Genomic DNA, 26,483 nt, shown 5'->3' with positions numbered 1-26,483 from the left:
TGTTTAAAAGCGATGTTTTTTTGCCATCGGTTCTATACATGTATTTAATATCCAAGTTAATACTTTCCATACCTTTTGTTGATTAGGTGGCAAATGAGCGTGATACATAAAACTGTATTCAATCTGCTGTTTTGCACCACGATTTCGTTTGAACTCTCCAGCCCCAGCACTACAATGACAAATTAAATCTTTTTCGATAGAATCCATTGTAATAAGGAGGGAAAGAATACGGTATAAGCCTTGTTGTTGATCAGAGTTTGTATTATAGCCAAGGATAGGAGTTGTCATAACCCCATCCCTAATAAAATAAGCAATGACACCATCTATTGTATCCCCTTTTTTTATGGCCTTTATCTCAAATAAATGATGCTGAAGAGCATTCCATAAATAAGCGGGTGTAAACATTGGGTTATGGGCGGAATATTTTTCAATATATAGTTGGTTGTATAGCTGGGAAATTTGTAAAATATCTTCTTTTGTTAATTCTTCATTCGTAATGATTTCATAATTGCTTTTCTCTAATAAACTTTTATCATTTAATAAGTCTTTTCGTTTTTTTCGATTCATTTCTTTATAGTGTTTCGGATCAAATAAGTATATAGAACGAGACATAATTTTCTTGTAACCTACCGTAGATAGTGCTTCTGTCGTTACGGGATATAATTCGTTATTTAAAGAGCGAAATAGAATTGTATGCTCTGGAAATTTCTCAACAAATAAATTCGTAATTTGTTCGATTTGTTGTTCGTTGATAGAGTGATAAAGATTTGTTGAAAGCATCCAATTATTTACGACAATTACTTTATTAATATTCGTTCGTCGTAGCCAACTTCCCATAAGATGAATCGGATAGGTTAATAGCTTCTCTAGCCATGGTTTTTTCAACTCCCATAGCTCTTCTAACGCATAAGATATGTAATGTGTATAAGGAGAACATACATATGAATTTTCGAACTCTGCGTTATTAAGAGTAACTGGCAAGATGAGATCATCAATTTCTAATAGAAAGAGCTGCGTGTTAACATTTTCAATAAATGCTGTAACGCCCTTTTGAAAGAGAGGCAGGAAACTATCGCGTACATATGCTCCATCTTTTTTTGATTCCCAATCAATGCTGTGCAAGGAATGAACAGTATGTAGCTTAATCATATATGTTCACCACGTCTTGCAAGACTTTCTATTCTTTTTAATTTTTTATCATATACTTGAATATCGTAATGCGAAAAGAAAAAATGTGGTATAGCACACTTTTTAGTAGACCACAGTGTATGTAACTCTTGCATTACCTTTGATTGACATAATTCGAAATCTTCAGGCAGTGCTTTAAGTTTTATTTCAATTTTGTCTACACTGTGCTGTATTACTTTAAATTCTTGAATGTCACTGGATGCAAACAAAATTGCTCTTCTAATGAAATCTGGAAAAATAAATATTTCGCTATTATCCAATTCACTTATTCCAATAAATATATCGTCACATCGACCATCAATTCGTTCTAATGCTAAGAAAGGTGAGCCACAGCTGCACGGCGTTTTTTTCTCAATTAATATGTCATTGAGACGATAGCGTATAATAGGCTGTGTTTTTCTCATGAAATCAGTAATAATGGGAACAAATATCCCTTTCTCTTGATCTAAGTACTCTTTTTCAATATGAACGAGATCTTCATTAATGTGTAATGTCCCCTGCTTGCAGGTGGTAGCAAGAAAACCTTCTGTACATTGGTAAACTTGGTGTACTGTCTGCTTGAAAGTTGCACGAATAAAGTCTCTATCAATATCTTCAAGCACTTCTGCTACAGAGATAATTTTTTTGGGACAAATCGTAATAAGCCCTTCTTGCTGCCAGTAAGCGATTTTCCGTAACATAGACGGAGGTGCAATTAAAATAGATGGCTTTACTTCATTTAATCGAGTGATATGCTGCTGAAACGAATCTAGTAAATCAAAAAAATGAAATGAAATTCGCTTATTTTTTGTCGCTTCGTATAAATTGCTATTTGCACGTAAGAAAAAAGCAATCGTGTGTTTATGTAGAATGCTAGAAGGAAGCACCTTTCCAATAATCGAGCCAGCCCAAAACGTTTGTTCTTCCTCGGAAACGAGAAAAACCCCACGATTTCCACTAGTGCCTGATGATAAACCGACAGTTATATTACGAATGGTTGGTGAGAAATTCCGGGTCTTTTCTGCTTCAAATGCTACATGAAACGCTTCTTCCTTTGAAATATGCACTGTATTTAATGTATCAAAATGTTCCATCATTACTTCTTTATCAATAATGGGGAGTGCAGACAAATTTCCCTTTTGAATTTCATTTAAAAACGGCGTATATAACTGGCGATAAAAAGGAGACGCCTCTATCGTGAACAAAAGTTGTTTTTCTATTTGTTGTTTATGAAACTGTTCCAACTGTTTGCGATTTGAAAATCTCAAGTCATATTTTGTTTTCAAGTATTGCTTGAGAATCCGTAGTTTATTCATAGTACACCCCTGCTTTAATTTTATCCCATGTATGTTCACAATGAGTTGGTACAATTTCGATCTCAGGTGATGTTTGTGATAAATGGTGTAACTTCTCAATATTCTTTCGGTAAGATTTGGGATCGCTAGTTAAAAGGTTGGCAATCTTACTAGGAAATACAAGGTTTTTATAAGTTTTACTTAGCCACACTGCGTCTGCACAAAGAAAGACAATTTTATTACTCTGTAAATGGACGAATAAACCGAATTGTCCCGTTGCATGTCCTGTTAAGTCAACAGCAAATAATGAGCCATCATCAAATACATCATACCCCTCTTCAAACTTTCCATATGTAGAAGGTAAGTTAAGGGATAGAGTTTGATCAATGAATGACATCCTTTTCTCTAAATCCATCGGCAGTGTATCTTTTAGGCACCCTTTTAATAGAGCACCAAATTTACTTCTCCGTTTTATATCCTCATAAGCTTTTGCGAAGGTTAGTATTTTGGCTTTTGGAAAATCGGGCAGACCAGCTGTATGATCGCCATGAAAATGAGAAAGAATAATATATTTAATTTCTTCTGGCTGAATACCATCAAGAAGCAGTTGCTGTTTAATAGATTGCTCTTCCGTAAAATGAACAGGGGTAAGTTTTGCATATACAGAGTAAGGAAATTTTTTTGTCGCATCTTTAAAATGTCCCGCATATCCAGTATCAAATAAAATATATCCTAATACTGGATGCTCAAGTAATCCTACTGTAGCTGGAAAACGGATTTGTTTCCAACTGCCCTTGGAGTATGCGATTTTTTCTGGATGTGTGCAATATCCCGTATCATATAGCTTTAAAGATTTGATTTTCATTGTATTTTCCACCAGTCTACAAATTTTGTAATTCCTTCTTCTATACTGATCTTTGGAGCATATCCTAATTCTTCTTTAGCTTTATCAATACTTAAGGTCTGGCTTTTTGAAAGGACACTAACAGTATATTTTGTGAGAATAGGTTCTTTTCCAAATAAAATAGTTTTTGAGATTCCTTCTAGTATAGCAGCTAGTGTAAAAGCAGTTTTGTAGGAAATTTTTTTATATTTTACTTCCTTATCAAGACGCTTCATTACATTTTCTATGACCTCATATAAATTTACACGTTCGTCATTTGTTATATTGTACTTTTGCCCTAATGTATGTTTTGGGGAATGCATACAAAGAAGTAAAGCATCTACAACATTCTCAACATACGTAATATCAACAAGAACATTTTCTGTACCAATTCTCGGTAAGGCACCCTTTTCACATACTTTAATAAGACGCGGAAGAATAGCGTTATCTCCTGGTCCGAATAAAGCGCGCGGGCGTATTGTGATAACTGGTAAACCATGCGTGAAAGCTTGATCAATAGCTTGTTCAGCCATGTGCTTCGTTGTTGCATAATGATTTACAAATGTATCAGGAAGTTTCGCGTTTTCTACTACATTTTGTCGCTCATCATAATAGAAATAAATACTTGGTGTTGATACGTGGATAAGGCGTTTTATACCGTACTTTTGACTTCCCTCGATAATATGTTTCGTTCCTAACACATTCGCATTATAAAAATCTTCATATTTGCCCCAAGGGGAAGAAAGTGCGCCGCTATGAAAGATATAATCTTTATCTTTACAAACTTGTAGCACACGATCCCTGTCTTCAAGAGGACAATGAACAAACTCGATTCCATTTTGTTCTAATACCTTACCGATTGTTTTATTTCTCCCCGTTGCCGTTACTTCATAGCCCATATTTTTCAGTCGAAAGGCGAGTTTTTGTCCTAGAAAGCCCGTTCCACCAGTTACTAGCATTTTCATAAATCTTCACCATCCCACGATATGTCATATGTTGTTTGCTCTAAAATAGTCCGTTCATGTTTATAACTTTCACGCCATAATTTATACATGCTAAAAAACTGATAAAAAAATGGTTTCCTATCAGTGTGACTATAAATGATATCTGGATAGGAGCATAAAACTTTTAACCATCCCTTACGTTTTTGTGTACTTTTTAAGTAGGGGAGTCCATATAAAAGCATTGCTAACCGAATTGCACACTCAGAATTCAGTTTCGGAATTAGTGTATTATTTACTTTTGTATTAAAAAAGGCGGATAATATTTCCTCATCAAATAAATGTAATCCACTTGTGGTACGTGGATTACATTCGATTGGAATAGCATCTCCATTCTCTGTAATGATGAAATCAAAGGCAATTTGTCCAGAGAAATTTAGCTCTTTTACAATTTGCCTAACAAACTGTTCAATTTTAGGCTGATTAATATGTTTAAACGCAATGGTAGCGCCTAATCCTGCCGTGAATTCCGTTTTATAGGTAGAGTGAGCTAACACTTTCCCAGATTGTGCGATACTGTAGGAGCAATGCTGTGTTCCTTGTATAAACTCTTGAATGATATAATTTGGCTTGTCTACCATGATTTCTTTTATAGCAGCTTCTTTTGTAATAAATTCCACTTTATCAGAAAAACGGGAGAAAATCGGCTTTAGCACAAAAGGAGTAGTGGCTGGTGTTTGGTGAATCATTGACCTTATGGCTTGTTCATTATTTATTCTATACGTTGCAGGAACTTGCCAACCTAAATTCGTTACTAACTGAATAAATTCCCACTTATTATGGAGTAGTGAAAGTTTGTGAAAATCATCTACTAATACATGACAAAATGGACTAAATTCTTCTTTATGTCTAGATATATAAAATACTTCTTCACAAGTAGGAATAAGTAAATCCACATTATGGCGTTGAATGATTGATAGCAGCGCATGGATACTTTCATTTGTTTTCCACTTTGGAGAAGGAATTTCATAAAAGTAATCCGTACTTGTTGAAACTTTGCTTAATGGATAAGGAATACTATCTGCAATAATAACGGTATGCCCGGTGCTATTAAACAGTCTGCATAAATGTAAAGCTGCTGGTGCACGTGCCCCTGTAATTAATACTGTTTTCTTAGTATTCAAGAAGGATGCCCCCGATAGAAAGTCCTGCAGAAGTACCTAGCAATAATATTTTATTTCCGCGTTGCACTTTCTTTTGTTTAATCGCTTCGAAAAGGGCTACTGGAATAGATGCGGAAATCATATTACCGTAGTCTTCAAAAATGGTCATAAAGCGCTCTTCATCAACCCCTAATTTTTTACGAATCAGTCTCATAGCTGGTCCACTTGCTTGGTGAGGAACAATTAAATCAATATCATCTAGGGAATAACCAGTATGCATAAGTAGTTTTTCGATAAAATTCAACAGATACTTAGAAGATAGTTTAAAAATAGCTCTGCCATTCATATCGAACAGGAAGTCTTCTTTTCGCTCTTCACTATACTCCCTAGGATGAATCATCGTTCCACCGCCACGAATTTCTGATAGATGCGCACCAGAGCTATATGTTTCCATATGGGAAGCTATAATGGAAGATATATGATCGCTTTTTGCTATCACAACAGCTGCCGCACCGTCACCGAATAAAATGCTACTTTCATTTTGTCCCCAATTTAATCCCACAGAAGAAATTTCAGAAGAAATGATAACAACATTTTTGTATCTCCCGCATTCAATTGCGTAAGAAATTGTATCAAGTGCTGTTATGAAACTTAGGCATGTTGAGTTGATATCAAAACATGGAATACCAGAGTGCTGTAGTCCGAGCTGTTCTTGAATAAGTGATGCAGTAGAAGGGATTGCCTGTTGAATCGTTCCGCTTCCGCAGATGATACAATCGATATCAGCCCATGTTAGCTTAGCATCTTCTACAGCTTTTTTTGCAGCTTCAGCACCCATATAAGAAGATGTTTCACCATCAACAAAGTATCGTGTTTTTACCCCAGCTTTTTTTAATGTCCAGCCTGCTGGCACATCTAGCATACGATCTATTTCAAAAGAATCTACTTTTCGTTTTGGAAAATATGTGCCAATTCCTTTTATTCCAACATATCTTTTCATTCTCTATCGCCTCTTAATCTTTTTATAAATTTAAAAATTCCGTTATATCTAAATAGTGTTGTGGGAAAATGCAGAAATTTTTTGTGAAATTTGGATACTCACTTAGGGCCTTCTGGTAATGTTTCTCTGCAAAAAAGAGCAAGTTCCCAAGTAGAGAACTTGCTCTTTTTGCATGAGAATTCTTAAAATATATAATCTAGAAAAAACTTTTATACCAATTTAATCATATTATAACAATTATATGAAAATATTTAATAGTATTTTTTTATAAATTAAAGTAAAAATATAGAAAATGAAGTGCGAGCTTAGGTGAAATGATATTTTATTCTGCTAGTTTGATAGCGATATGGTGCTACCTCATCGTGTATAAGAGAGTATCCTTTATTTTGATTGGGTAATTATTTAGTATGTAATTTTTCTTTTACTTTTGTAGGTAAATCATCTTTTTGAACTTCTTCATAGGAAGTTACTTCTTTATAGTTTATTTCTACATTACTGTGATCTTTATGTCTGACGTAAAGGTGTATAAAGGCATTCTCTTTAAATGGTGTGTCTATTGGTTTTACACTTCCAAATGTAACTGTTTTTTCTACTCCATCTTCATTATAAGTAGATAAAGTATAGAAACGCTGGTTACCTTTTACCTCACCCTTATTTGTTATTTGTACATAGTATTGTTCTGTTCCCATTCTAGATCTCTCGCATCCTATAGCAAAACTAGAAAACAGTGCAAATAATATAAATATAACTAAGGATTTTTTCAAATAACTCTCTCCTTATCTTTGCACATGGAAATTATAGTAAATGATTTATAGTGAAGAAATTGATTTTAGTGACATTAATATTACAAAATTGTAAGGTTTATTAGGGGTCACCATACATGCCCATCAACTTAAGAATTTACACCCCTAGGATGAAAATTCCGTGTATTTTTGACAGAAAACGGCTTATTTTTTCACTTTGGGGGTATTTGCTTTTCTTAGCTTGATGGTGATGGGTAGCACCACTTTGCCATCAAGCTAAGGTTTTGAAGTACCCCCTAAACGAAAATTTTCTTTCTCTACAGGTAGTTATTTTGAGAAGTCAGCTCATTTTTTCCGTTTTGTTTACATTCCTATCAAACACTGCTTTTCCCTTATTATCTAAACTATGATTTATGATGACTATCTGATATGCACTATTCTTTCCTTCTGCGGGAACAATCATCTTTTATGATTTTGAAAATAAAGGTCTTATGTTTTATCCCTAAAACCGTTATATACATATTAGAAATGAATTTATTCTACTAATAATGAATATTCACCATTTTTATCATCAAATTTATACACATTCAAATAATATTTCCCTGGTTTCGCTGCGTATTTTCCCTTTATAGCATTTCCTTCATCTTCACCACAAGCTACGTAATTTTGCATGTCTGATTCATGATAAAGTACCCATGTCATCCCAATATTTTGTTCATTTATCACAGAAATATCTAGTTCTTTCGGAACTGTAACATCAAACGTATAAACATCTGTTTGATCAGGAGTAATCAGATTTCCTTTTACAAGCGTATTAAACGGGAGTACCTTCTCCTCTTCAAGGGATCCACCTGTTTGCGGATCTTGTTTTACAGTAACTTTTGTTTGTTCTTTACTTTCTTTTCCTCTACTATCTTTCACTGTTAGTTCCACAGTATATGTTCCTTTTTCTCCATATACATGGGTAGGATTGGCTTCTGTACTTGTTGTACCATCTCCAAAGTTCCATAGATAAGAATTAATTTTTCCGTTCTCACTTTCTGTACCATCACTATGGAATTGAATTTCTTCATTTACTATCCCGCTGTATGGTCCATTCATATTTACAATAGTAGTTGTTTTTTCTTTTTCCTCTGTTGCAACACCATGGAAAACAATATCATATTCAAACTGATTGGCTGCATTCACACGATAGTTAACAAAATAGGCTGTAACTGTTTTATAGCCGCTCCACCCTTTTTGGGATAACTGCTCCAAAGTTTGATTTACTTGTTTACTCATCGTTTTCCAATCTTCAGACTCACCTTTTGATGTATCACCTGTGTACGTGCCTTCCACGGTGAATGTGTTAAAGAATTGCGACTCATGTTTTGTAATTTTTGCATCTTTTATATTTGCTACCTCTACAATTTCTTTCTTCAATTCAGCTAACGGCTTGGGTGCGTGTTGTATTAAATAATCATTTGTTACTTGCGGTACATTGTATTTATCTTGATTATCAATCAACTGCTGCATATACGTTTGATATTCTGTATTCAACTGTGCATCTTTACTTAATGATTCACGATACGCGTCATAATTTTTCACATCGTTTGCACGGATTAAATCCTGAATCTTATCAAAGGTTTCAAATTGATGATTATATAAATAAGACTGTAGTGCAAAGGAATAATTATAAAAATCCCATGATCCATATTTTGCGAACAAAGTTTGCTTTGCTGTATAACGGCTTGCTGGATTAGATGATAAGCCACTTATAATACTTTTACGTGGCACAACATTATTTGTACGTGTAGATCCTGCAAAAAATTCTGCATTCCCTTCTTGGAACCAAGTTAATCGTTCATTTTGATACAGTTCTCCGCTCCCAAATAAACCAGGAACCTCGTACCTTCCTTGTAAATAATGTGTGAATTCGTGACGGAATAACTCTTCTAGACTATAAATACTCTGCTTTGGCGTACGCTCATATGTAAAGAAAGTTCCCTTCTCTTCAATATAAATCCCACCGTTGTTCGTTTCATATCCATATAACTGTCTATTTAATTGATAATCATCCGGATTATTATAAATTACAATCGTCAGTACATCATCTGCGTTACCTGGTTCTAGTGCTTTATCATTTCCAATTACACGGTGATATTGTGCTTTTACTTCTTTGGCTGCCCAATATAACATTTTAATTTTTTCTTCTGTTACTTTATCACCTGTCTTAAAGACAATAGATCCATCATCAAATGTATATGTTTTAGGTAAGTATTGTTGTTTCCCTTCTTCACGGATTTTTTGTAAATCTATTGCATTTCCACTATAATCTTTTCCACCATAGTTTGTTTTAATTTGCTCTACCGCTACAAAATAAGGTCCACTTAGACGAGGATACATGTTCATCACTTGTGTAAGAACTTCCAACCCTTTGTTTGGATTACTATGAAATTTCCCTAAACGTCCTGCATAATAAATACCATTATTAATTAGCCAACTATTTTCAGTTGTTATATTCTGTATGAGAGCAATTCTACTAACCTCATTTATAAAGTTATCAATCTTTCCATACCACATTGTTGCATTAGGCTTTTTATTCGTCTCCTGCAAATAAGACTGTATATCATAATCAATACCTTTTACGATTTCATATACAGCTTGTCCTTTCGCATAATCATTAGCATACGTAGAAAGGTTATCGTTATACTGTTTTAAAATATTTGCCGCATACTGTACTGTTTCAACATCACTAGAAGCATTACTAATTAATTTTCCATACGCAACTACTACTCTATCTTGTTCAGCTGTACCTAATGTAAAGTTTGGATTTTTTGCAATTGCTTTTAATGCTGGTAAACATTTATCATGGAAGCTTCTCTCTTTTAAGTAACTTATTTCATTATTATAATATCCCACATAAAAAGCAGAACGTAATATTTCAACAAATGTTTCAATTCCCTTTGAGTCCTCTTTCGTAAAGGCTCTTCCTCGTTGTCCTAATTCATTAATGATAACGTTCATGCGTTCTTTATTTTGATAGAAAGCTTTCGTATCTTGATTAAATTGGAATAAATCGGTAATTTGATTCCAAGAAATTCTTGATAGCGTATCAATGAATTCGCTATCAGGCATTTTATTCAGTTCTGCCAGAGTGTAGTTTTGCTTTACTTGACTTTCATCACGTTTCATAACTAGAGTAGGTCGTTGTGAAAAATCGCCTACTTTTAAACGCTCTTCAAAAGTCAATGTTTCATCCGCTTTTGTAGCATGTGCAATTTCATCTTTTAAAGTTTCTGTCCCAATTGGTTTCATCTGTAACATATTATAGGGTGCTTTTTCTTCTGCTGATACTTCTGTTTGAATACTTCCAAATGATAATGCCATCGTACTAATACCGATCATCATTTGAGTAAATTTTAAATTCTTGTTCATAACATTTCCTCCATTTATATATTCCACCCAAAAATATAACATTTTATCTTAATAAATTATTATAAAATGTATTATTTCATATTATATTACATGAATTTCCGTATAAATAAATATTAAATAAGATATTATAGAAGATTCCTTCCTTAATTTGTGTGAAGGTGTGATAGCGCCAGCAAATAGGTGGGAGATAAATGTCGAAAAAAGATAAAAATGTTTTATTTATTTTTGTTGATTTTAAACAAACATCATCATAGAATGTTTATGTATAACCAAACAAAATAACTTAATGTTTGGTTAATTCCTTAAAAAACTCTAAGAAATGTTAATAGCAATTAAAGCATAGAACCAGTACGAAAAAGATGCCTTCATAAGTGACAAACTAAAAAAATTAAAAACGAAGCATTATTAGCCCTTGAAGAAGAGTTACAACCATATGAGGAACAAGATTATAACCAAAATAGTCTTAATTAGGAGGGAGAAATTATGGAACAAAGAAAGTATCCAGTAACACCTCAAGATCGAATGAATTATATACTAGGTCTTTATTCTGCAAATCAACAAATTAACGCCGTTCTTTATTTTCCTATAGGTATATCAAAGGAAATGCTTGAACAATCAGTAAGGATAACGTTACAATTACAGCCAGTTTTGAACAGCCGTTTTGTAGAAAGTGATATTCCTTACTGGGAGGAACATTCATCTAGTACTAAATCAACGACTTGTTTTTTTGCAGAAGGAAACGATCAAGAACTTGAAATGATGGCAATAGATTTTATTAAGGAACCTGGAGATTATATTCAGGGGCCAATGGTTCAAACAAAATTATTACAAGGCACTACAACAAATATTTTAGTTGTTAAATTATCACATCTTTGTTCAGATGGTGCAGGAGTCAAGGAATATCTTAGTTTACTGGGAGCAATATATACTCAACTTTCCCAGGGGCATTCTAAGGATCAAATTATAAAGGAATTTGGCACGGGGAATGGGAGTTTTCGCGATCAATCACCTGTTTTCAACTATGCTGGAATATCAGACGTAAAAAGTGCGTATCGTCCTAGCCAAGAACAACAAGCATCGTTATGGTCTTTTCCATGTCAACCGAACGAAAATGTATACCCAAAAATGTCCGTACGGCGGTTGAGCCATGAGCAAACTCTACGTCTAACCCAATGGACAAAAGCACAACAGGCCACCTTTAATGATGTCATTATGGCTGCATACTTCCGATCTTTATCACATTTCACTGTGTATGCAGAACCTCGCACTGCAGAAAAAATGATCGGTATAACAATTGATTTACGCCGATATCTTCCTAATCATACAACTGGTGCTATTTGCAATTTATCCGGTATGGAAATGCCAGTGATTAAAATGGAAGATAATGAATCATTTAATCAGACTCTAGTTCGAGTCAAACAATCAATGGATAAAATAAAATCTCAAAATCCAGGTCTCTCTTCAGCCGCAGGAATGGAGTTACTGGCAGGTCTAAAGCTATCTGAGGTGAAAGAAATGTATAAAAAGCAATATGAACAGGCTTTACAAATGGGGATGGCGTTGCCGTTACTTACAAATTTAGGGGTGATAGCAGATGAACCTATTAAGTTTGGTGAAGTTCTAGCAGATGACGGGTATATGACATCACCTATTATGTATTCCCCATTCTTTACAATGGGGGCAAGCTCTTATAATAGAAGACTTACATTTACGATTGGTTATCATACGCCTGATACATCAAAAGAAAAAGTAGAGCAATTTTTAGAAAGTGTGGTCAATCAACTATCATACTTGTAATAGGAGTATCACCCCACACCCAACAAGTTAAGTTTATATAAGTTTAATTTCACGTGAGATATTTCTTTTTTCTAAGGTTCCAGTGTAATCTCATTATAGATTTGCATACCAAATAAACCCTATCAGGTTTCAATTTTTAGATTACGCTACATGATTGTAGGACATGGAAAAGTTGTATTCAAAGTCTAAGATATCAAAGGCTGTTTTCTTCTGATATCTATGGTGTTTGCGTCCACCTTTCTGTAAGGGATTGTATAGACGAAACTAACCAATCTTTTTTTCAAAATGGAGTCTTTTGGTTTGTTGCTAAACCAAAGTAGGAGCAATAATACTAATCTAACTGTAATTCAAACTTACAGAGATAGATATCGCTGTAAGTTTGAATTACACTCATCTTGCATCAATAGATTCATACAAAAATACCATCCTTTCTGTATATTTCTACAAAAAGAATAGCATTTTTTGTTTATGTGGATACAAATTTATCTTAGCTGGATAGAGATGGTTCTGTACCTCTATTATTTGATGTGTACAATATAAAAAGACCCACTTCTTCATTTCTAGTTTTTCCTTAATCTAACATACATATAGGATAGAGAAAAACTAATTAAATCAAAAGTGGGGTGAACGCTAAATTTTCATTGAATTTTTGATTCCTCTTCTTTTGGCAATCTCACTTCAAATATTGTTCTTGTTACATTACTTGCAACAGAAATCGTCCCATTATGCTGCTCGATGATGTTTTTTGCAATAAATAATCCAAGACCTGTACCGCCCTTTTGCTCCGTTCTTGCTTTATCACCTGTATAAAGCATATCAAAATGATAAAGTAAATCTTCTTCTGGAATGCTATCTCCGTAATTAATAATTTGTACGATAATCTTCCCATGATCAATGTACCCATTTATATCAACGAAATGCCCATTATTTCCATATCGAATCGCATTTGTTAAAAGATTTTCAAATACTCGAGCTAACAAATTCCCGTCACCGTTAATAAATAAATGAGGATCAACACTCAATCTAGCTATTAAATGATGTTTCTCTAATAATGGGTACAATTCCTCATCTAACTGTATAAGCAACTCACTTATATTAATTGTTTTTTTATCTAACTTTAGCATGCCATAATTCATTCGTGTAATTTCAAATAACTCATCAATTAAACTTTCAAGTCGCTGCGATTTCGTAAATGCAATCGTAGAAAAATGTTTAATCTGTTCCCTCTTCAAATTCTCCTCTTTAAGAATTAAATCTAAATACCCTAAAACAGATGTTAATGGCGTTCTTAAATCATGTGCTAAGTTAACAACGAGCTAATCTTTACTACTTTCTGCAAAGTCACCTCTTTCAACCGCCTCTTTTAACTTTTTGCTCGCTAAGTTAATTTCACGCGCTATATCACCAAACTCATCATTTGATGAAATATGTACCTTTTTTGTAAAATTACCATTAGCGAGATGATGAATCCCGTTTGAAATTTCATCAAATTACTTTAGGTATAGTTTTGTTAAAAAGAAAAAAATAAAAAGACCCCATCCTTGATAAGTATCTTTGAATGAGGTCTTTCTATTATAAAAAATGGTTAACTTCTACTGCCTTAAAAGTGTTGTACATTCATTGATTTTAAACAATTAGATCAAATTAGTTCTGTTACATGAACCTCACATTTAAACCTTTTTAACAAATTCAGATTTTAATTTCATAGCTCCAAAACCATCAATTTTACAATCAATATCATGGTCTCCATCAACTAAACGGATATTTTTCACTTTTGTACCGATTTTAACAACTGATGAAGTTCCTTTTACTTTAAGATCTTTGATGACTGTTACAGAATCACCATCGTTTAAGATATTTCCATTTGCATCTTTAATTACCTTTGTATCTTCACTATTTTCAGTTTCTGATTCTAAAGTCCACTCATGGGCACATTCTGGGCAAACAAAAAAATTTCCATCTTCGTAAGTGTACTCTGAATTACATTTTGGGCAATTAGGTAAATTAGACATATTTTAAATTCCTCCACTTGTTATTATTCATTCTATATATAGCCTTGTGAACTACCCCCCACTTACCGGTTATCACCGCTTGAAGTGGGGGCTTCCTGATTCTACAAGCATTGCCTATCTCTTACGAGATCCGGTCTTACACGCTCTCCACAGGCGTAGATTATACTGTTCGGACAAGACCTTGCCCTACAGTTATATAGATGTTATGTACATTTAATAAGCTGGCTGATACGCAATTTGCGTTAAGCCGGATTTTTCAATGTTAATCGCTGCATTGCGGTCACGATCCAGTACAGTACCACATTGTTTGCATACGTGCGTACGAACAGAAAGTGATTTCTTAACTGTTTCCCCGCACTTCGAACATTTTTGTGACGTGTAGTGCGGTTTTACCAGTACCAAATGCCCACCACTTCGTTTTGCCTTGTAGGAGAGGAATGTACGGAACATCCCCCAACCTGCATCGTGGATGGATTTTGCTAGGTGACGGTTACGTATCATATTTTTGATTTTTAGGTCTTCTATACAAATTACACCATAGCTGTTGGTTAATCTGAAGCTTAGCTTGTGCAAGAAATCCTTACGTTGATTCGCTATCTTCGTATGAATTTGCTGTACTTTGGCTACTTGCTTGCACCAGTTCTTCGAACCTTTTTTCATTTTTGAATGTTTACGTTGCGCACGTTTTAATTTACGCTCTTCTTTGCGTAGAAACGTAGGATTTTGAACTTCTTCTCCATTAGATAGAACCGCAAATTTTTTGATGCCCACATCAATACCAGTTGTTTTATTTGCATCACAAATAGAACCTTGGTTTACGTGTTTTTCAACACAAAAAGTCGCAAACCAACGGTTCCCTTGATGCTTTATGACAACTTGTTTAACGCAGCCATCTAATTTACGGTGCCATTTGATATCAATGACCCCTAATTTCGAGATAAGAAGTTTACCGCCTTTTGTGAGAGAACACATACGACGGCTTGTCCCCAACGAACCATCCTTCTTTTTATATTTGAACATACCAAATTGAGTAAGAGTAATAGAGCGATATTCTTTAAAACTTTTCATTTTTGGATAGCCAGCATCCTTTTTAAAGAACTTTTTATAGGCTTTTTCCAAGCGCGCAAACACTTCCTGAAGAGGTTGCGAAGGAACCTCTTTTAAGAAATGATATATCTTTTTATCAAGTTTTTGCTGACCTTGTAATTCATACCGTGTTAAGTCTTTTTTATTTTGTTTATAATATCGTTGTTTATCTAGCAAGGCGGAGTTATATTGCTGACGACAAATGGAAATCCATCTCTCTAATGTATGTTGTTGTTCTTCTGTAGGATAGATTTCAAACCTGTAGTTCAATTTCATTATGTCGCCACCTCCGAATGTTTGTTCTAATAACTCTATTATAAACAAAGTTTGCAATGCTTTACCACTCAGAAGTACTTTTGTTAGGTCGGACCATTCATCTCCCACCTACGCTGCGCCTAGAGGAAGGAGAATTCTAGCTGAAGTTCGTTAAAACTTTCTTTTTATAATTTCATAAGAATAGCAATCTTAAAGTTAAAATTTAAGAAGCTACCCTTATATATGTTTTTAAAACCTATTTTTATCGCATATCTTTCAATTTCTTAATAATCATGTTCGGTGTTGCCCATTCATCACGGTCAAAGTCAGAAATAGACACTTCGATGTTTAAACGTTCTTGAAATTCTACTAATAAAGATACTGTAGCAAAAGAATCTAGAATTCCTTCTTCAAATAATTGCACATCTAGGTTCTCTTTTACGATATCATTTTCACATACTTCTTCTAGCACATTTAATACTTGATTTTTAAATTCAGACATTATTTATTCTCCTCTATATCCATGATTTATAATAAAATTCTTCATAGTCTTCTATTTTTTAGCACATCATTTAAAAGAATCTGCATCATTATTACTTAATTATTCCTAGTCTTTGTATAATAGTTATTAAGATATAACAGATAGTTTTTTCCCGGGACATATGTGATTACTGTACATTAATTTTTTTAATAATCTAATGCATTTTCTTTATTCTTTATTGTATTCATTCCCTGAGATTGCTGAGCAAGCTCCGTACATTCATGAAAAGCAAAGTGCTTACATCCTATACATTTTTTCGTATTCAAATGTCTTAAAGCACAGTTGATCGCTTCCCCTGTATGATCAAAAAAGTTTTCTTCCCCAATCTCAGCGTATAATCCATTCTTATCTAGAGTTGTTTTTAGCTCTGATTGAATTCCTGAAACAAGAAGTACGCCACCTTGCTTTTTAAAATGCTGAACAATATTCCTAAAATAGGATTCTCCAGTTGTATCAATAAAAGGAACTTTTCCCATACGTAAAATTAAAACTTCGGGTTTATAATGAATGGTCGCTAGTATGTTTTGTTCAAATGTTTGAGCAGCCCCAAAGAATAATGGCCCTTCTATTGTGTAAATGCTTATTTGTGGACAATCGTGAGCTTTATTTACCACATGTGGTAACAATTTTTCGTTCTTTCTTGTGTGATCTGGAAGCACTTTAGATATAACAAGCATGTTGCTCATACGTTTTGTAAATAAAATAACAGCTAAAATAAGTCCGATTTCCACAGCTGTTGTCAAACTTGTAAATACAGTCAGCAGAAATGTTACAAGTAATACAAGAGAATCCCCTGTCTTCATTTTAAGTATGTGAATAAAATGTTTTTGTTCGCTCATATTCCAAGCTACCACCATTAAAATGGGAGCCATACTAGCAAGCGGAATATGTGAAGCATATGGAGCTAACAGTAGAAGCGTGAACAACACAAATCCCCCATGAATAACACCCGACATTGGAGATACAGCTCCACTCTTAATATTGGTTGCTGTGCGGGCAATTGCTCCAGTTGCCGGAATACCTCCAAATAATGGTGTAACAATATTGGCAATTCCCTGACCAATAAGCTCTTTGTTACTGTTGTGTTTACTATTTGTCATACCGTCTGCCACGACAGCGGATAAAAGAGATTCAATACCACCCAACATGGCAATGACAAATGCAGGGCCAATTAACTGTTTTATACGCTCTACCGTGATTTCTGGTATATCAAACTGCGGAAGTGTATTGGGAATCGTGCCATATGCTGTACCTATAGTAGGTACATGACCTGAGAAAAATACAGTTGCAATTATAGTTGAAATCACAACACCTACTAATGAACCTGGTACTTTTGGCAAAATCTTTGGTGTTATGAGTATGACAAGAAAACAAATCAAAGCAGTTATAACACTGTAAAAATTGGTAGTACTGATATGAGTAAAGATTTCCTGCAAATTTGCTATAAATTCCTCATGCTTTTTTATACCTGTTAGCCCTAAAAAACTAGCAATTTGTCCCGTAAAGATAATGACAGCAATTCCTGACGTAAATCCAATCGTTACAGGACGTGGAATAAACTTAATTAAAGACCCTAGTTTAAAAATTCCCATAAGACATAAAATAATTCCAGCTAATAAACCAGCAAGTAGTAAATCTTCATATCCATAGGTAATGACAATTCCTAAAAGAATTGGAACAAAGGCACCTGTAGGTCCTCCAATTTGATACTTTGAACCACCAAATAGCGAAATGAGTATCCCGGCAATACATGTTGTATAAATTCCATACTCTGGCTTAACACCAGAGGCTATTGCAAAAGACATAGCAAGTGGAATCGCAACAACTCCAACGATCATTCCTGAAAGAAGATCCTTTTGAAAATGACCCAATGAATATCCTTCAAACCTTCCCGTAAATAACCCTCTCATTACAAACCCTTCTTTTCTATTTTTAATAAATCTGGATTACAAATGCATTTCTCGTTCCCTTGTACAGGAGATTTTCATTTTCACAAAAGAAAACACCATCCTAATATTTACTATACGTTTTGCTTAAATGATGCTCTAATTCACCTATATCTCCACCTTGTTGTAAGTAGGATTCCAATCTTTCCGCTAGAAGTTTCCCAGCTCGACTATCTAGCTTCTTCGTATCTATAAACGATGTAATCCTTACATTATCTGGAGTTATATCCCTACGAAACATCTTTCCTGGAATTTCAATCCAAAAACGATTCCATTCATCCAATAATCCTATTTGATCCAATAAAAAACCTTGAATTCCACATAACCAAGCTGTACAAGCTGTATTTCTTTTTTGACACCCAACTCCATCTTGTAAATGCTGGCATGAAAAACAACAAGTATTCCCACTGTTAATACAAACATTACAAACGTGATGAGCTCCTATTGAGCGAAATATCTCAATCCCATGTTGGATGATATCTTCCTTCTTAACTTCAATGCTCAACCTACCCCTCCTTAACTATCGTTTCGCCTTCTGTTTCATCTAGCTCTTCTAGCATTGAAATCGTATCGATTAAATGATTGTTAAAAATTTTCCGTGCAACTACCAATAAATTCATAATCATAGGATCCCGAAGAGAATATAAAACTCGTTTTCCATCTTTGGTGCCAACAACAATATTTTTAGCACGTAGCACACTTAACTGTTGAGAAACAGCTGAACCTTCCTTATTAAGAATGCTTTGAATTTCATTTACACTTTTTTCACCTTCTGACAAAACTTCTAAAATACCTATTCGTAAAGGATGCGATAAGGCTTTAAAAAAATCAGCTTTAAATTGTTGCATTTCGGTTCCCATTAAAACACCTCTAGTATTTATTTTTAACTAAAACTCCAAAAGTATCATATACATCTTCAAATGTTTGAATATGTATATGATACTTCTAGAACTTACAATTTTCAATACAAATTTTGAAACGTTAAAAGAGAACCTGAAACAAAAAAAAGAGCTGTTGTCATTATAGGACAACAGCTCCCTTATATTTATTGCTTTCGGACAGCTTCAAAAGTAACAATTTGACCTGCATTCGATGGCTGATTTTTGTAAACATAATTAGCGGAGCATGTAATATTAGAGAAACCAATACTTTCTAAAATAAGTCTAAATTCCTCAATTCCATACCAACGTAATGCAAAACGTTGTAACTCGGTTTGAATCAACTTTCCTTGGCGCCATTTCTCATATTTTATATAAGATACAGTAAATTGATTGAGCCAATCTATTTCAATCGATTTGCTTTCCATCGTAATCCCATCCCCGTTAGGTAGAGAAAAAGTTGAAGTAGAAATCGCCCCTGTTTTCCAATCATGAGGTAATTCAAGATCAACAATTAAACGCCCGCCTGAAACAAGATGTTTATAGAAACATTTCAATGCGTCCAAAGAGTCTTCTCGTTTCTCAATCAAACAAAAGGAACCCGTAGGAATAATAATCGCTTCATAATTAAATGGCAATGAAAATCCCTGTAATTTACCTTCATATAAATTAGGGTTTAGTCCTCTTTCTTCACAACGTTTACGGCAAGAATCCAGCATTTCAGGAGAATAATCAATTCCATCAACTGTATATCCAGCCTCAAGAAGTGGAATAAGAAAACGCCCTGAGCCAACTGCTGCTTCAAGAATACGTCCCTCACAAGTTTTTAAACGTTCTTGGTAATATTCAATATCACCGTCTAGAGAATATCCCACAGGTTTTGTAAAATCATAGACTTCGGTACAAAGTGTACTGTAATAACTAAACATATATTATTTTCCTCCGTTTTTTTGTACGGAAGATTTTTCATAAAAGAAATTTCTAATATTATCCCTTCCGTACCTCGAATTTAATTGGTGAATGGAAAGATCTTACTGTCATAATAAATCACTCGCTTTCAATAAAATATAATTACATTATACAGCACTTCTTCTTTCTTTATAAAAGGGAATTCCATACGTGTTTATACTCTCCATTAGGGTACGTCTTCAATAAACTTTCCCATATGTCCTTATTAACATAGCGCTCTAGGTACTTACTGTTTTTCCCTACACTCAATGAAAAATTGGTTTCTATGCCAATTTTCCATTCAAGCATTGTTAATAGCATTTCTCTTACACTATTTAAGTGTTCATAAGCGTAAAGTATTTCTTCTCTCCATAACCCTTTAGCTACATTAGTCGAAATCCACCAAAATTCATTTCAACAATCAGCAAAAAAGACAGCGGATGGTTTTTTAACCCAATATCCTTCATCTGTTGGCTCATCTAGTGTAGGCATTTTTTCATCTTTATCTAACAGAATAATTGTTTATCCATCTTCAGAACAATACTCATTTTTTTCCTCAATAGGAATAAGCATTAAATCAATTCTATTCCATCCTCAAATAACATTAAACAAAGTATCATACCAAAGGTTAAATACCGCTTATGGAACCTTCTTAGCGTACGGAAAAACTAAGTTTTTTTAATGAAAAATTCCTTATCGTACGAAATTCGTGTTTTGTTGGTGGAACCCTATCACTATCAAGCTAACAAAGAGACTAATAATATCAAGGAAAGGCTTGCTTTTCAATAGGGTACATTCTATCAATAAGAGAAATATGTAATTATGCATATCCTTTTTCATTATTTCAATAGTATTCTTGATATATAATTAAAAGGTTTTTTAATGGATTGATAAGGAGATGCGAGTATGGAGAAAATCATAGAACTTATAGTATCATTATTTTTATTATTTTCTACCTATGCACCAACGTTTCTTTTTAGAAAACCTTTTACATATGCGTTATAGATCATATTCACAATGTCAGTCCTTGATATGTCTGTAAAAACTTATCAAAAGGTGTACTTTTTGATACACAGCATATAACTTTTTAATTAATTAAGCATATTCCCCTTTTTCGGGGGGATGAGCAAAAACACCTGGTTTAAAAAATTTCACAACAAAACCAGATAACGTGATAAAGTATTAGTTACTGTGCATGTAATTATAAAAAAAGAGCCTTCCCAAATGATGTTTGTAATAGTTTATACGATTTTAGGAAATTAATAGCATTTTATACCGCTATTATTAGCCTAGTTTCCAAGAAATAGAGGTGATTATAGGTGACTAAACCTATTAAAAAAAATAGTCGTTATATGGTTGGATTGGACAGTCTAAGAGGTCTAGCTATATTAGGTGTTATTTTGTATCATATTAACTTTAATTGGATGCCTGGAGGATTTTTAGGGGTTACTGTATTTTTTGTACTCTCAGGTTATTTAATTACAGATATTCTAGCGATGGAGTGGAAGAGAAATAAGAGAATTGATTTGAAGAAATTCTGGCTTAGTAGGGCAAGGAGATTGCTTCCAGGAATGATTGTTATGCTCGTTATAACGTTTGCATGGATTACAATTTTTCATAGCTCTTTACTTGAAAAAATGTGTGGAGATTCATTAGCGGCGTTATTTTATGTTAGTAACTGGTGGTATATTTATCATAAATTATCGTACTTTGATAATTTTAACCAGCTTTCTCCATTGAATCATTTTTGGTCGTTAGCAGTTGAGGAACAATTCTATGTGGTCTGGCCATTTATCATTAGTTTAGGATTTTACTACATAAAAAAACAATCCCGTATGATTTTATTGATTTGTCTGGGAGCTGCTGCTTCAGCTTTAGCGATGGCAATTTTGTATGAACCTGGAGCTGATCCGAGCAGAATTTATTATGGCACAGATACGAGGGCCTTTTCTTTACTTATTGGAGCGGCACTTGCCTTACTTTGGCCAAGCAATAGGCTTGCAAATAAAATTATTCCAAAGGCGCGTCTCATTCTTGATGTAGTGGGAGGAACTGCCCTTATTATTATTTTGATTATGTTTTGGAAGACTAATCAATATGATCCGTTTCTATACAATGGAGGAATGGTTATCTTATCAATTGCAACAGCATTGTTAGTGGCAAATCTTGCTCATCCAGCTAGCCGTATCGCTCAATTTTTACGATTTAGACCTTTACGTTGGATAGGGGTAAGGTCGTATGGCATATACCTTTGGCATTATCCAATTCTTACATTGACGACTCCAAAAGTAAATACTGGAGATTTTTCACCAATAAGAGCAATTCTTCAATTTCTTCTGATTATAATGATTGCGCAAATTTCATGGAAGTATATTGAAAAACCAATCCGACAAGGTACGCTCCGAAACATTCAATTTAAGAATTTAAGACTTCAAAATGTCGCTTTAGGTGTCAAGTTAGCTTTAATTTGTGCAGTATTCGTTTCGTCGATAGCCGTCTTTGGGTTATCAAAAGTTAGTAAGGCTAAGGAGAGTCCTAAACTAGATAGGGTGGAAGCAGAACAAACACAACCGGCGAAACATCCAGTTGCAGTTCGGGAAGATCCAACTCAAGAGGCGCCCAAAAATCAAGAAGAATCAAAAGAAGTAAATTCTGAGCAAACTAAAAGTTCTCAGACCGTTACAGCGATAGGCGATTCCGTTATGATCGATATTACTCCGTATTTAAAAAATGCTTTTCCTGATATTAGGATTGATGCACAAATTGGTCGCCAACTGTCAAAAGCGATTCCTGTAGTTGAACAGTTAAAGAATGAAGGGAATTTAGGAAACTATGTCATTATTGGATTAGGTACAAATGGAGCCTTTACTACGGAGCAACTTGTATCATTAATAAATTTAATTGGGAATGAGCGTAAAATAATATTTATTAATACGAGGGTACCACGTCCGTGGGAATCAATCGTGAATGAGAGATTGAAAGTGACAACATCTAAATATCCTAATATAACTCTAGTCGATTGGTATGCAGCAAGTGCTGGAAAGAGAGACTACTTTGCACCTGATGGTGTGCATTTAACCAAAGTAGGTGCAGAAGCATATGCAGCACTTGTAGCCAAAGCGGTGAATGGTTCTGATGCAAAAAAATGATAAATAAAAAAGAATCAAGGATTCCTAACGGAATCACCTGTTAAGCAGTTAATCCAAACAGCTGGTTGATAAAAATATTCTGATTTTGGACAGACTGGTCCTGCAAATCAATTTGTTCTTTTTTGAGCATATGCATGGCTTCAACACCACTCAATATAGAAGCTGATGTTTTGTATGATTTAAATCCCAATATGAGCGTATACGTTTTTTAATAAGGGTTTCTAGATACATTAAATACTAATAGGGATAGCATCTTATCGCTATCAAATTGAGATAAATTTGTATATAAATAATAACAACAACGCTATTCTTTCTGTAGAATCATAGGAAAGGATAGCGTTTTTTATGTCTATTTCTGTGTCTGACGAATTACAACTATTTGCTCAAGAGATTCAAAGTTTTTCATCTCCAAATATCTTACGGGATCTTGCTAGGGATGTTGGTTTTGTACAAAGAACCAGTAAGTACCAAGCAAAAGATTTAGTCGCTTTATGTATATGGGTGAGTCAAAATGTAGCAATGACTTCTTTAGCTCAGTTATTTAGCTGTTTAGAAGCATCAACAGCAGTACTCATCAGTCTTGAGGGACTGAATCAACGATAAAAAAGATTGATAAAAATAAGCTATTTTACCCCATGCAAATACAGGATTTTGCAAAAAAGTTTTCATTTTTTTACAAATAAAGAGTTTAACCCAAAATGATTGGTTCGATTAACTATCTTTCTTTAAATAATGGTTGAGTCTTTTCTAAAAATGATTTAGTACCTTCTCTGAAGTCCTCTGTGGACGCTATCAAACCAAAATAATCTGCTCCAAGACGTGCGGACTCTTCTAAAGTTAAATTACCACCCCGATGAATTGCCTCCCAAGTCATTTTTACTGCAATAGGAGCCTGAGATAGAATTTCTTGGATAAGCGCTTCTGTCTCTGATAATAATTTATCAGGCTCAACAGTCCTATTAACCAGTCCTATTCTATAAGCTTCGTCTGCGCTTATCACGCTTCCAGTGAGCAACAGTTCTGTAGCACGCCCCTTACCTATAAGTCTGGGTAATCTCGTAGTCCCTCCAAATCCGGCAACAGCTCCAATACGTACTTCAGGATGTCCTAATCTAGCATGATTAGCGCAAATACGGATCGTACAGGATTCAGCTAACTCAAGTCCACCTCCTAGTGCAAATCCGTTGATAGCAGCAACAACCACTTTTCCTAATGACTCGATTTTATGAGTAACCATAACAGCCAACTGAGCTAAATCCCGTACTTCTAGTGGAGTGGCTTTATTGAGAAACTGAATGTCAGCACCTGCGGAAAATGCCTTTTCTCCGGCACCGATAATTATCAATGCTTTTACACTTGAATTAGTTTTAACCCTGTCCAAGACGGAAGAAAGTTGCTCAAGAACATCTCGGTTTAACGCATTTAGTGCTTCCGGTCTGTTTAATGTAATTCTTGCAATACCATTTTCCTCAGTGTAGAGGACGACACTTTTGTTTAACATTTTAATCCCTCCAATAGTTTAGTGTGCCGACACAAAAGGCTACTAATTTCTATCGCTTCTTTTTATAACATTAAGAGAGGATTTTTTACTGAGATGTCATCACCGACTGATTGCTCGTTCATAAGTGAGATTATATTTAGAATATACTGCACAACTCAAAAAAAGTTTTTTATTCATCAATTTAATCCCGTAGAATGTCCTTGTGGCGAAACATCTTGCATTTTTAACCACGACTAATATTCAGACACAGAACCTATCCCGCAGCCCTCCTTAAACCGCTTTTCAATATAAAATGTTCTTCTTTGGACATAAAAATCCTCTTTAGGAAAAAATACTTAAGGGGATAAAACTTCGCAAATTTCTTTTAAAATGTCGCGCCTTTCTTCTAAACATTACATCTTTTTTAAGGGTACAGACTCATACCCATCAAGTTAAAATTTATCTAACTTTTTATTCCACATAGTTTTTTAATATGATTATCTAATTAGATTAATAACTTGATAATCATATTAAAAAACTAACCTCCCTTTAAATTAGAAAGAAACCCCAAATGATAAATTTCATTTTTCCGTCATCCTTATTAGCCGACATAATTCAAAAATGCTATACATCTCCTGTATAGCACTGTTGATCTTATATGCTACAAAAACATAGCCGTTACTAAACTTATGACTGAACAAATGTACAACAGCGACCCGATATAGGGGTACCGCCACATCACCATCAAGTTAAAATTTTATAATACCCCAAAAACGAAAAATTAGATTCCTTCATAGCAATGAAGTTCATTTTTATCGTTTTTGGGGCAACCTGTTCTGTTAAGTTGATGGGCATGCGTTAGTTGCATAAGTAAGAGGTTTGAAAAAATAGCCTGTATATATTTGAACGATGAATAACTTACCTATTTTCTTGTGTTTGTTTGCATCATATACAGAAAATCGGGAAAAATGTAACATATTATTTATCTGTTTGTTTTTGCTTCTTTTTCAAATACTCCGCACGCAATTTTTCAAGTTGCTGCTTTTTATCAAATTTGGCAGGTGTCTGTTTTTCATGAAACTTTGTCACAGCTACCTGACCTTTGTAATCCAATTGATATTTCCCCACTTTGTTCACCTACTTTTCTTGTCTTTAAAGAGAATCTATTCAACAAATATAATATACCTTATTTTACTGAAGTAAACCTTATTACTTTATTAGTTGCAAAGTCTTTTTACTACTTGTTTAAAAAAATCTACACCCCCAATATTTTTCTCCAAAAAATCACCCCTTGTTATTAATTTTTCTACTTATATCTATCTTAATCCGAATATTACTTTATTAAACTAATCTACCCCATCGCCATCAAGTTAAAAAACTAATTATCCCCCAAAACGCAAAACACGAGCTGAATTCACATAAATAACTGTAGAGAGATAAAAATTTCGTTATGGGGGTACTTTAAAATCTTAACTTGATGGGCATGGGGTGTATACGATATTGAAACTTTTTTAGAACGACAGAAATCCATTGTAATACGTTTAAAAACTATACAAAAGGAAATTAAGCAACTTAAGCACGAAATTAAGCATGTATTAGAAAAAGAAAAACATATATATGAATTTATTTAGCTGAAAGCGGTGCGAAACGGCTTGCTGAAAAAGGTATTCGCGGTGTGGGCATTGATGCAGTAGGTGTTGAACGTGCCCAAGAAGGTCACCCAACCCATAAAACACTATTTGCACACGATATTATTGTAATCGAAGGATTAACATTTAAAGA

The 26,483-nt window shown here is 34.2% G+C and carries 19 protein-coding genes and 5 pseudogenes; 4 read left to right on the top strand and 20 right to left on the bottom strand.

The features are described from left to right. Window positions 1-3 precede the first annotated feature (3 nt). From MR109_RS24905 to colA, 8 genes are all read right to left on the bottom strand, one after another. Window positions 4-1,149, bottom strand: a complete 1,146-nt coding sequence (locus MR109_RS24905; protein WP_242274246.1) for a hypothetical protein — start codon at window positions 1,147-1,149, stop codon at window positions 4-6. Next, the gene (locus MR109_RS24900; RefSeq protein WP_242274245.1) at window positions 1,146-2,483 is read right to left on the bottom strand and encodes a F390 synthetase-related protein; all 1,338 of its coding nucleotides are present in this window, start codon (window positions 2,481-2,483) and stop codon (window positions 1,146-1,148) included. The genes MR109_RS24905 and MR109_RS24900 overlap by 4 nt, the downstream gene beginning before the upstream one ends. Beyond that, a complete protein-coding gene (locus MR109_RS24895) occupies window positions 2,476-3,327 on the bottom strand; it encodes an MBL fold metallo-hydrolase (protein WP_242274244.1) in 852 nt (283 codons plus the stop codon). Before MR109_RS24895 ends, MR109_RS24900 begins: the two co-directional genes overlap by 8 nt. Continuing rightward, window positions 3,324-4,310 (bottom strand): NAD-dependent epimerase/dehydratase family protein, encoded by a 987-nt coding sequence (locus MR109_RS24890; RefSeq protein ID WP_071721279.1) that lies wholly within the window; start codon window positions 4,308-4,310, stop codon window positions 3,324-3,326. The genes MR109_RS24895 and MR109_RS24890 overlap by 4 nt, the downstream gene beginning before the upstream one ends. Then, a complete protein-coding gene (locus MR109_RS24885) occupies window positions 4,307-5,470 on the bottom strand; it encodes an ATP-grasp domain-containing protein (protein ID WP_242274242.1) in 1,164 nt (387 codons plus the stop codon). Before MR109_RS24885 ends, MR109_RS24890 begins: the two co-directional genes overlap by 4 nt. Continuing rightward, window positions 5,460-6,449: a beta-ketoacyl-ACP synthase III gene (locus MR109_RS24880; RefSeq protein ID WP_242274241.1), complete on the bottom strand. Its 990-nt coding sequence runs from the start codon at window positions 6,447-6,449 to the stop codon at window positions 5,460-5,462. Before MR109_RS24880 ends, MR109_RS24885 begins: the two co-directional genes overlap by 11 nt. Before the next feature lie 398 nt (window positions 6,450-6,847). Beyond that, the gene (locus tag MR109_RS24875) at window positions 6,848-7,213 is read right to left on the bottom strand and encodes a YxeA family protein (protein ID WP_242274239.1); all 366 of its coding nucleotides are present in this window, start codon (window positions 7,211-7,213) and stop codon (window positions 6,848-6,850) included. Window positions 7,214-7,726: 513 nt separating this feature from the next. After that, the gene (colA, locus tag MR109_RS24870) at window positions 7,727-10,609 is read right to left on the bottom strand and encodes a collagenase ColA (protein ID WP_242274237.1); all 2,883 of its coding nucleotides are present in this window, start codon (window positions 10,607-10,609) and stop codon (window positions 7,727-7,729) included. Between the two features lie 483 nt (window positions 10,610-11,092). On the opposite strand from colA, the gene MR109_RS24865 reads away from it, so the two are divergent. Then, the gene (locus tag MR109_RS24865; protein WP_242274236.1) at window positions 11,093-12,406 is read left to right on the top strand and encodes a condensation domain-containing protein; all 1,314 of its coding nucleotides are present in this window, start codon (window positions 11,093-11,095) and stop codon (window positions 12,404-12,406) included. 638 nt (window positions 12,407-13,044) lie between these two features. On the opposite strand, the pseudogene MR109_RS24860 reads toward MR109_RS24865, so the two are convergent. The 9 genes and pseudogenes from MR109_RS24860 to MR109_RS24820 form a co-directional block, all read right to left on the bottom strand. Next, window positions 13,045-13,938: pseudogene (locus tag MR109_RS24860) on the bottom strand (sensor histidine kinase); the annotation flags it as partial. 138 nt (window positions 13,939-14,076) lie between these two features. Beyond that, window positions 14,077-14,418: a zinc ribbon domain-containing protein YjdM gene (locus tag MR109_RS24855; protein WP_048376465.1), complete on the bottom strand. Its 342-nt coding sequence runs from the start codon at window positions 14,416-14,418 to the stop codon at window positions 14,077-14,079. A gap of 213 nt (window positions 14,419-14,631) precedes the next feature. Further along, entirely contained in the window at window positions 14,632-15,780 is a 1,149-nt protein-coding gene (locus MR109_RS24850) for an RNA-guided endonuclease InsQ/TnpB family protein (RefSeq protein WP_242274235.1), read from the bottom strand. Between the two features lie 241 nt (window positions 15,781-16,021). Next, window positions 16,022-16,261: a D-alanine--poly(phosphoribitol) ligase subunit DltC gene (dltC, locus tag MR109_RS24845; protein WP_002175210.1), complete on the bottom strand. Its 240-nt coding sequence runs from the start codon at window positions 16,259-16,261 to the stop codon at window positions 16,022-16,024. Between the two features lie 185 nt (window positions 16,262-16,446). Then, the gene (locus MR109_RS24840) at window positions 16,447-18,210 is read right to left on the bottom strand and encodes a SulP family inorganic anion transporter (protein ID WP_098305529.1); all 1,764 of its coding nucleotides are present in this window, start codon (window positions 18,208-18,210) and stop codon (window positions 16,447-16,449) included. A 100-nt stretch (window positions 18,211-18,310) separates the two neighbouring features. Further along, complete coding sequence (locus tag MR109_RS24835) at window positions 18,311-18,751, bottom strand: DNA mismatch repair protein (protein ID WP_098305531.1); 441 nt, start codon at window positions 18,749-18,751, stop codon at window positions 18,311-18,313. A 1-nt stretch (window position 18,752) separates the two neighbouring features. Continuing rightward, a complete protein-coding gene (locus tag MR109_RS24830) occupies window positions 18,753-19,106 on the bottom strand; it encodes an ArsR/SmtB family transcription factor (protein ID WP_002175213.1) in 354 nt (117 codons plus the stop codon). A 185-nt stretch (window positions 19,107-19,291) separates the two neighbouring features. Next, window positions 19,292-20,053, bottom strand: a complete 762-nt coding sequence (locus MR109_RS24825) for a class I SAM-dependent methyltransferase (RefSeq protein WP_098305533.1) — start codon at window positions 20,051-20,053, stop codon at window positions 19,292-19,294. 175 nt (window positions 20,054-20,228) lie between these two features. Continuing rightward, window positions 20,229-20,680, bottom strand: a pseudogene (locus MR109_RS24820) (aminoglycoside 6-adenylyltransferase); the annotation flags it as partial. Between the two features lie 711 nt (window positions 20,681-21,391). On the opposite strand from MR109_RS24820, the gene MR109_RS24815 reads away from it, so the two are divergent. Further along, window positions 21,392-23,221 (top strand): acyltransferase family protein, encoded by a 1,830-nt coding sequence (locus MR109_RS24815; RefSeq protein WP_242274233.1) that lies wholly within the window; start codon window positions 21,392-21,394, stop codon window positions 23,219-23,221. Window positions 23,222-23,261: 40 nt separating this feature from the next. Here the strand turns inward: MR109_RS24815 and MR109_RS24810 are convergent. Then, window positions 23,262-23,434: pseudogene (locus MR109_RS24810) on the bottom strand (IS6 family transposase); the annotation flags it as partial. A gap of 132 nt (window positions 23,435-23,566) precedes the next feature. On the opposite strand from MR109_RS24810, the pseudogene MR109_RS24805 reads away from it, so the two are divergent. Next, a pseudogene (locus MR109_RS24805) lies at window positions 23,567-23,821 on the top strand (IS4 family transposase); the annotation flags it as partial. A 115-nt stretch (window positions 23,822-23,936) separates the two neighbouring features. Here the strand turns inward: MR109_RS24805 and MR109_RS24800 are convergent. Together MR109_RS24800 and MR109_RS24795 are read right to left on the bottom strand one after the other, a co-directional pair. Next, complete coding sequence (locus MR109_RS24800; RefSeq protein ID WP_025149724.1) at window positions 23,937-24,722, bottom strand: enoyl-CoA hydratase/isomerase family protein; 786 nt, start codon at window positions 24,720-24,722, stop codon at window positions 23,937-23,939. 957 nt (window positions 24,723-25,679) lie between these two features. Next, window positions 25,680-25,829, bottom strand: a complete 150-nt coding sequence (locus MR109_RS24795; protein WP_002174157.1) for a hypothetical protein — start codon at window positions 25,827-25,829, stop codon at window positions 25,680-25,682. 493 nt (window positions 25,830-26,322) lie between these two features. On the opposite strand from MR109_RS24795, the pseudogene MR109_RS24790 reads away from it, so the two are divergent. Continuing rightward, window positions 26,323-26,483, top strand: a pseudogene (locus MR109_RS24790) (cyclase family protein); the annotation flags it as partial.

This window comes from Bacillus cereus group sp. BfR-BA-01310, from assembly GCF_022664325.1.
Lineage (GTDB): Bacteria > Bacillota > Bacilli > Bacillales > Bacillaceae_G > Bacillus_A > Bacillus_A paramycoides.
This window is presented reverse-complemented; position numbering and strand designations above follow the sequence as displayed.

Excerpts from the sequence above, each read along its gene's own strand:
- MR109_RS24900 (WP_242274245.1), bottom strand. The coding sequence starts at position 2,483 with ATGAATAAACTACGGATTCTCAAGCAATACTTGAAAACAAAATATGAC.
- MR109_RS24905 (WP_242274246.1), bottom strand. The coding sequence starts at position 1,149 with ATGATTAAGCTACATACTGTTCATTCCTTGCACAGCATTGATTGGGAA.
- dltC (WP_002175210.1), bottom strand. The coding sequence starts at position 16,261 with ATGTCTGAATTTAAAAATCAAGTATTAAATGTGCTAGAAGAAGTATGT.
- MR109_RS24880 (WP_242274241.1), bottom strand. The coding sequence starts at position 6,449 with ATGAAAAGATATGTTGGAATAAAAGGAATTGGCACATATTTTCCAAAA.
- MR109_RS24800 (WP_025149724.1), bottom strand. The coding sequence starts at position 24,722 with ATGTTAAACAAAAGTGTCGTCCTCTACACTGAGGAAAATGGTATTGCA.
- MR109_RS24855 (WP_048376465.1), bottom strand. The coding sequence starts at position 14,418 with ATGTCTAATTTACCTAATTGCCCAAAATGTAATTCAGAGTACACTTAC.
- MR109_RS24840 (WP_098305529.1), bottom strand. The coding sequence starts at position 18,210 with ATGAGAGGGTTATTTACGGGAAGGTTTGAAGGATATTCATTGGGTCAT.
- MR109_RS24830 (WP_002175213.1), bottom strand. The coding sequence starts at position 19,106 with ATGGGAACCGAAATGCAACAATTTAAAGCTGATTTTTTTAAAGCCTTA.
- MR109_RS24890 (WP_071721279.1), bottom strand. The coding sequence starts at position 4,310 with ATGAAAATGCTAGTAACTGGTGGAACGGGCTTTCTAGGACAAAAACTC.
- MR109_RS24865 (WP_242274236.1), top strand. The coding sequence starts at position 11,093 with ATGGAACAAAGAAAGTATCCAGTAACACCTCAAGATCGAATGAATTAT.
- MR109_RS24850 (WP_242274235.1), bottom strand. The coding sequence starts at position 15,780 with ATGAAATTGAACTACAGGTTTGAAATCTATCCTACAGAAGAACAACAA.
- MR109_RS24825 (WP_098305533.1), bottom strand. The coding sequence starts at position 20,053 with ATGTTTAGTTATTACAGTACACTTTGTACCGAAGTCTATGATTTTACA.
- MR109_RS24895 (WP_242274244.1), bottom strand. The coding sequence starts at position 3,327 with ATGAAAATCAAATCTTTAAAGCTATATGATACGGGATATTGCACACAT.
- colA (WP_242274237.1), bottom strand. The coding sequence starts at position 10,609 with ATGAACAAGAATTTAAAATTTACTCAAATGATGATCGGTATTAGTACG.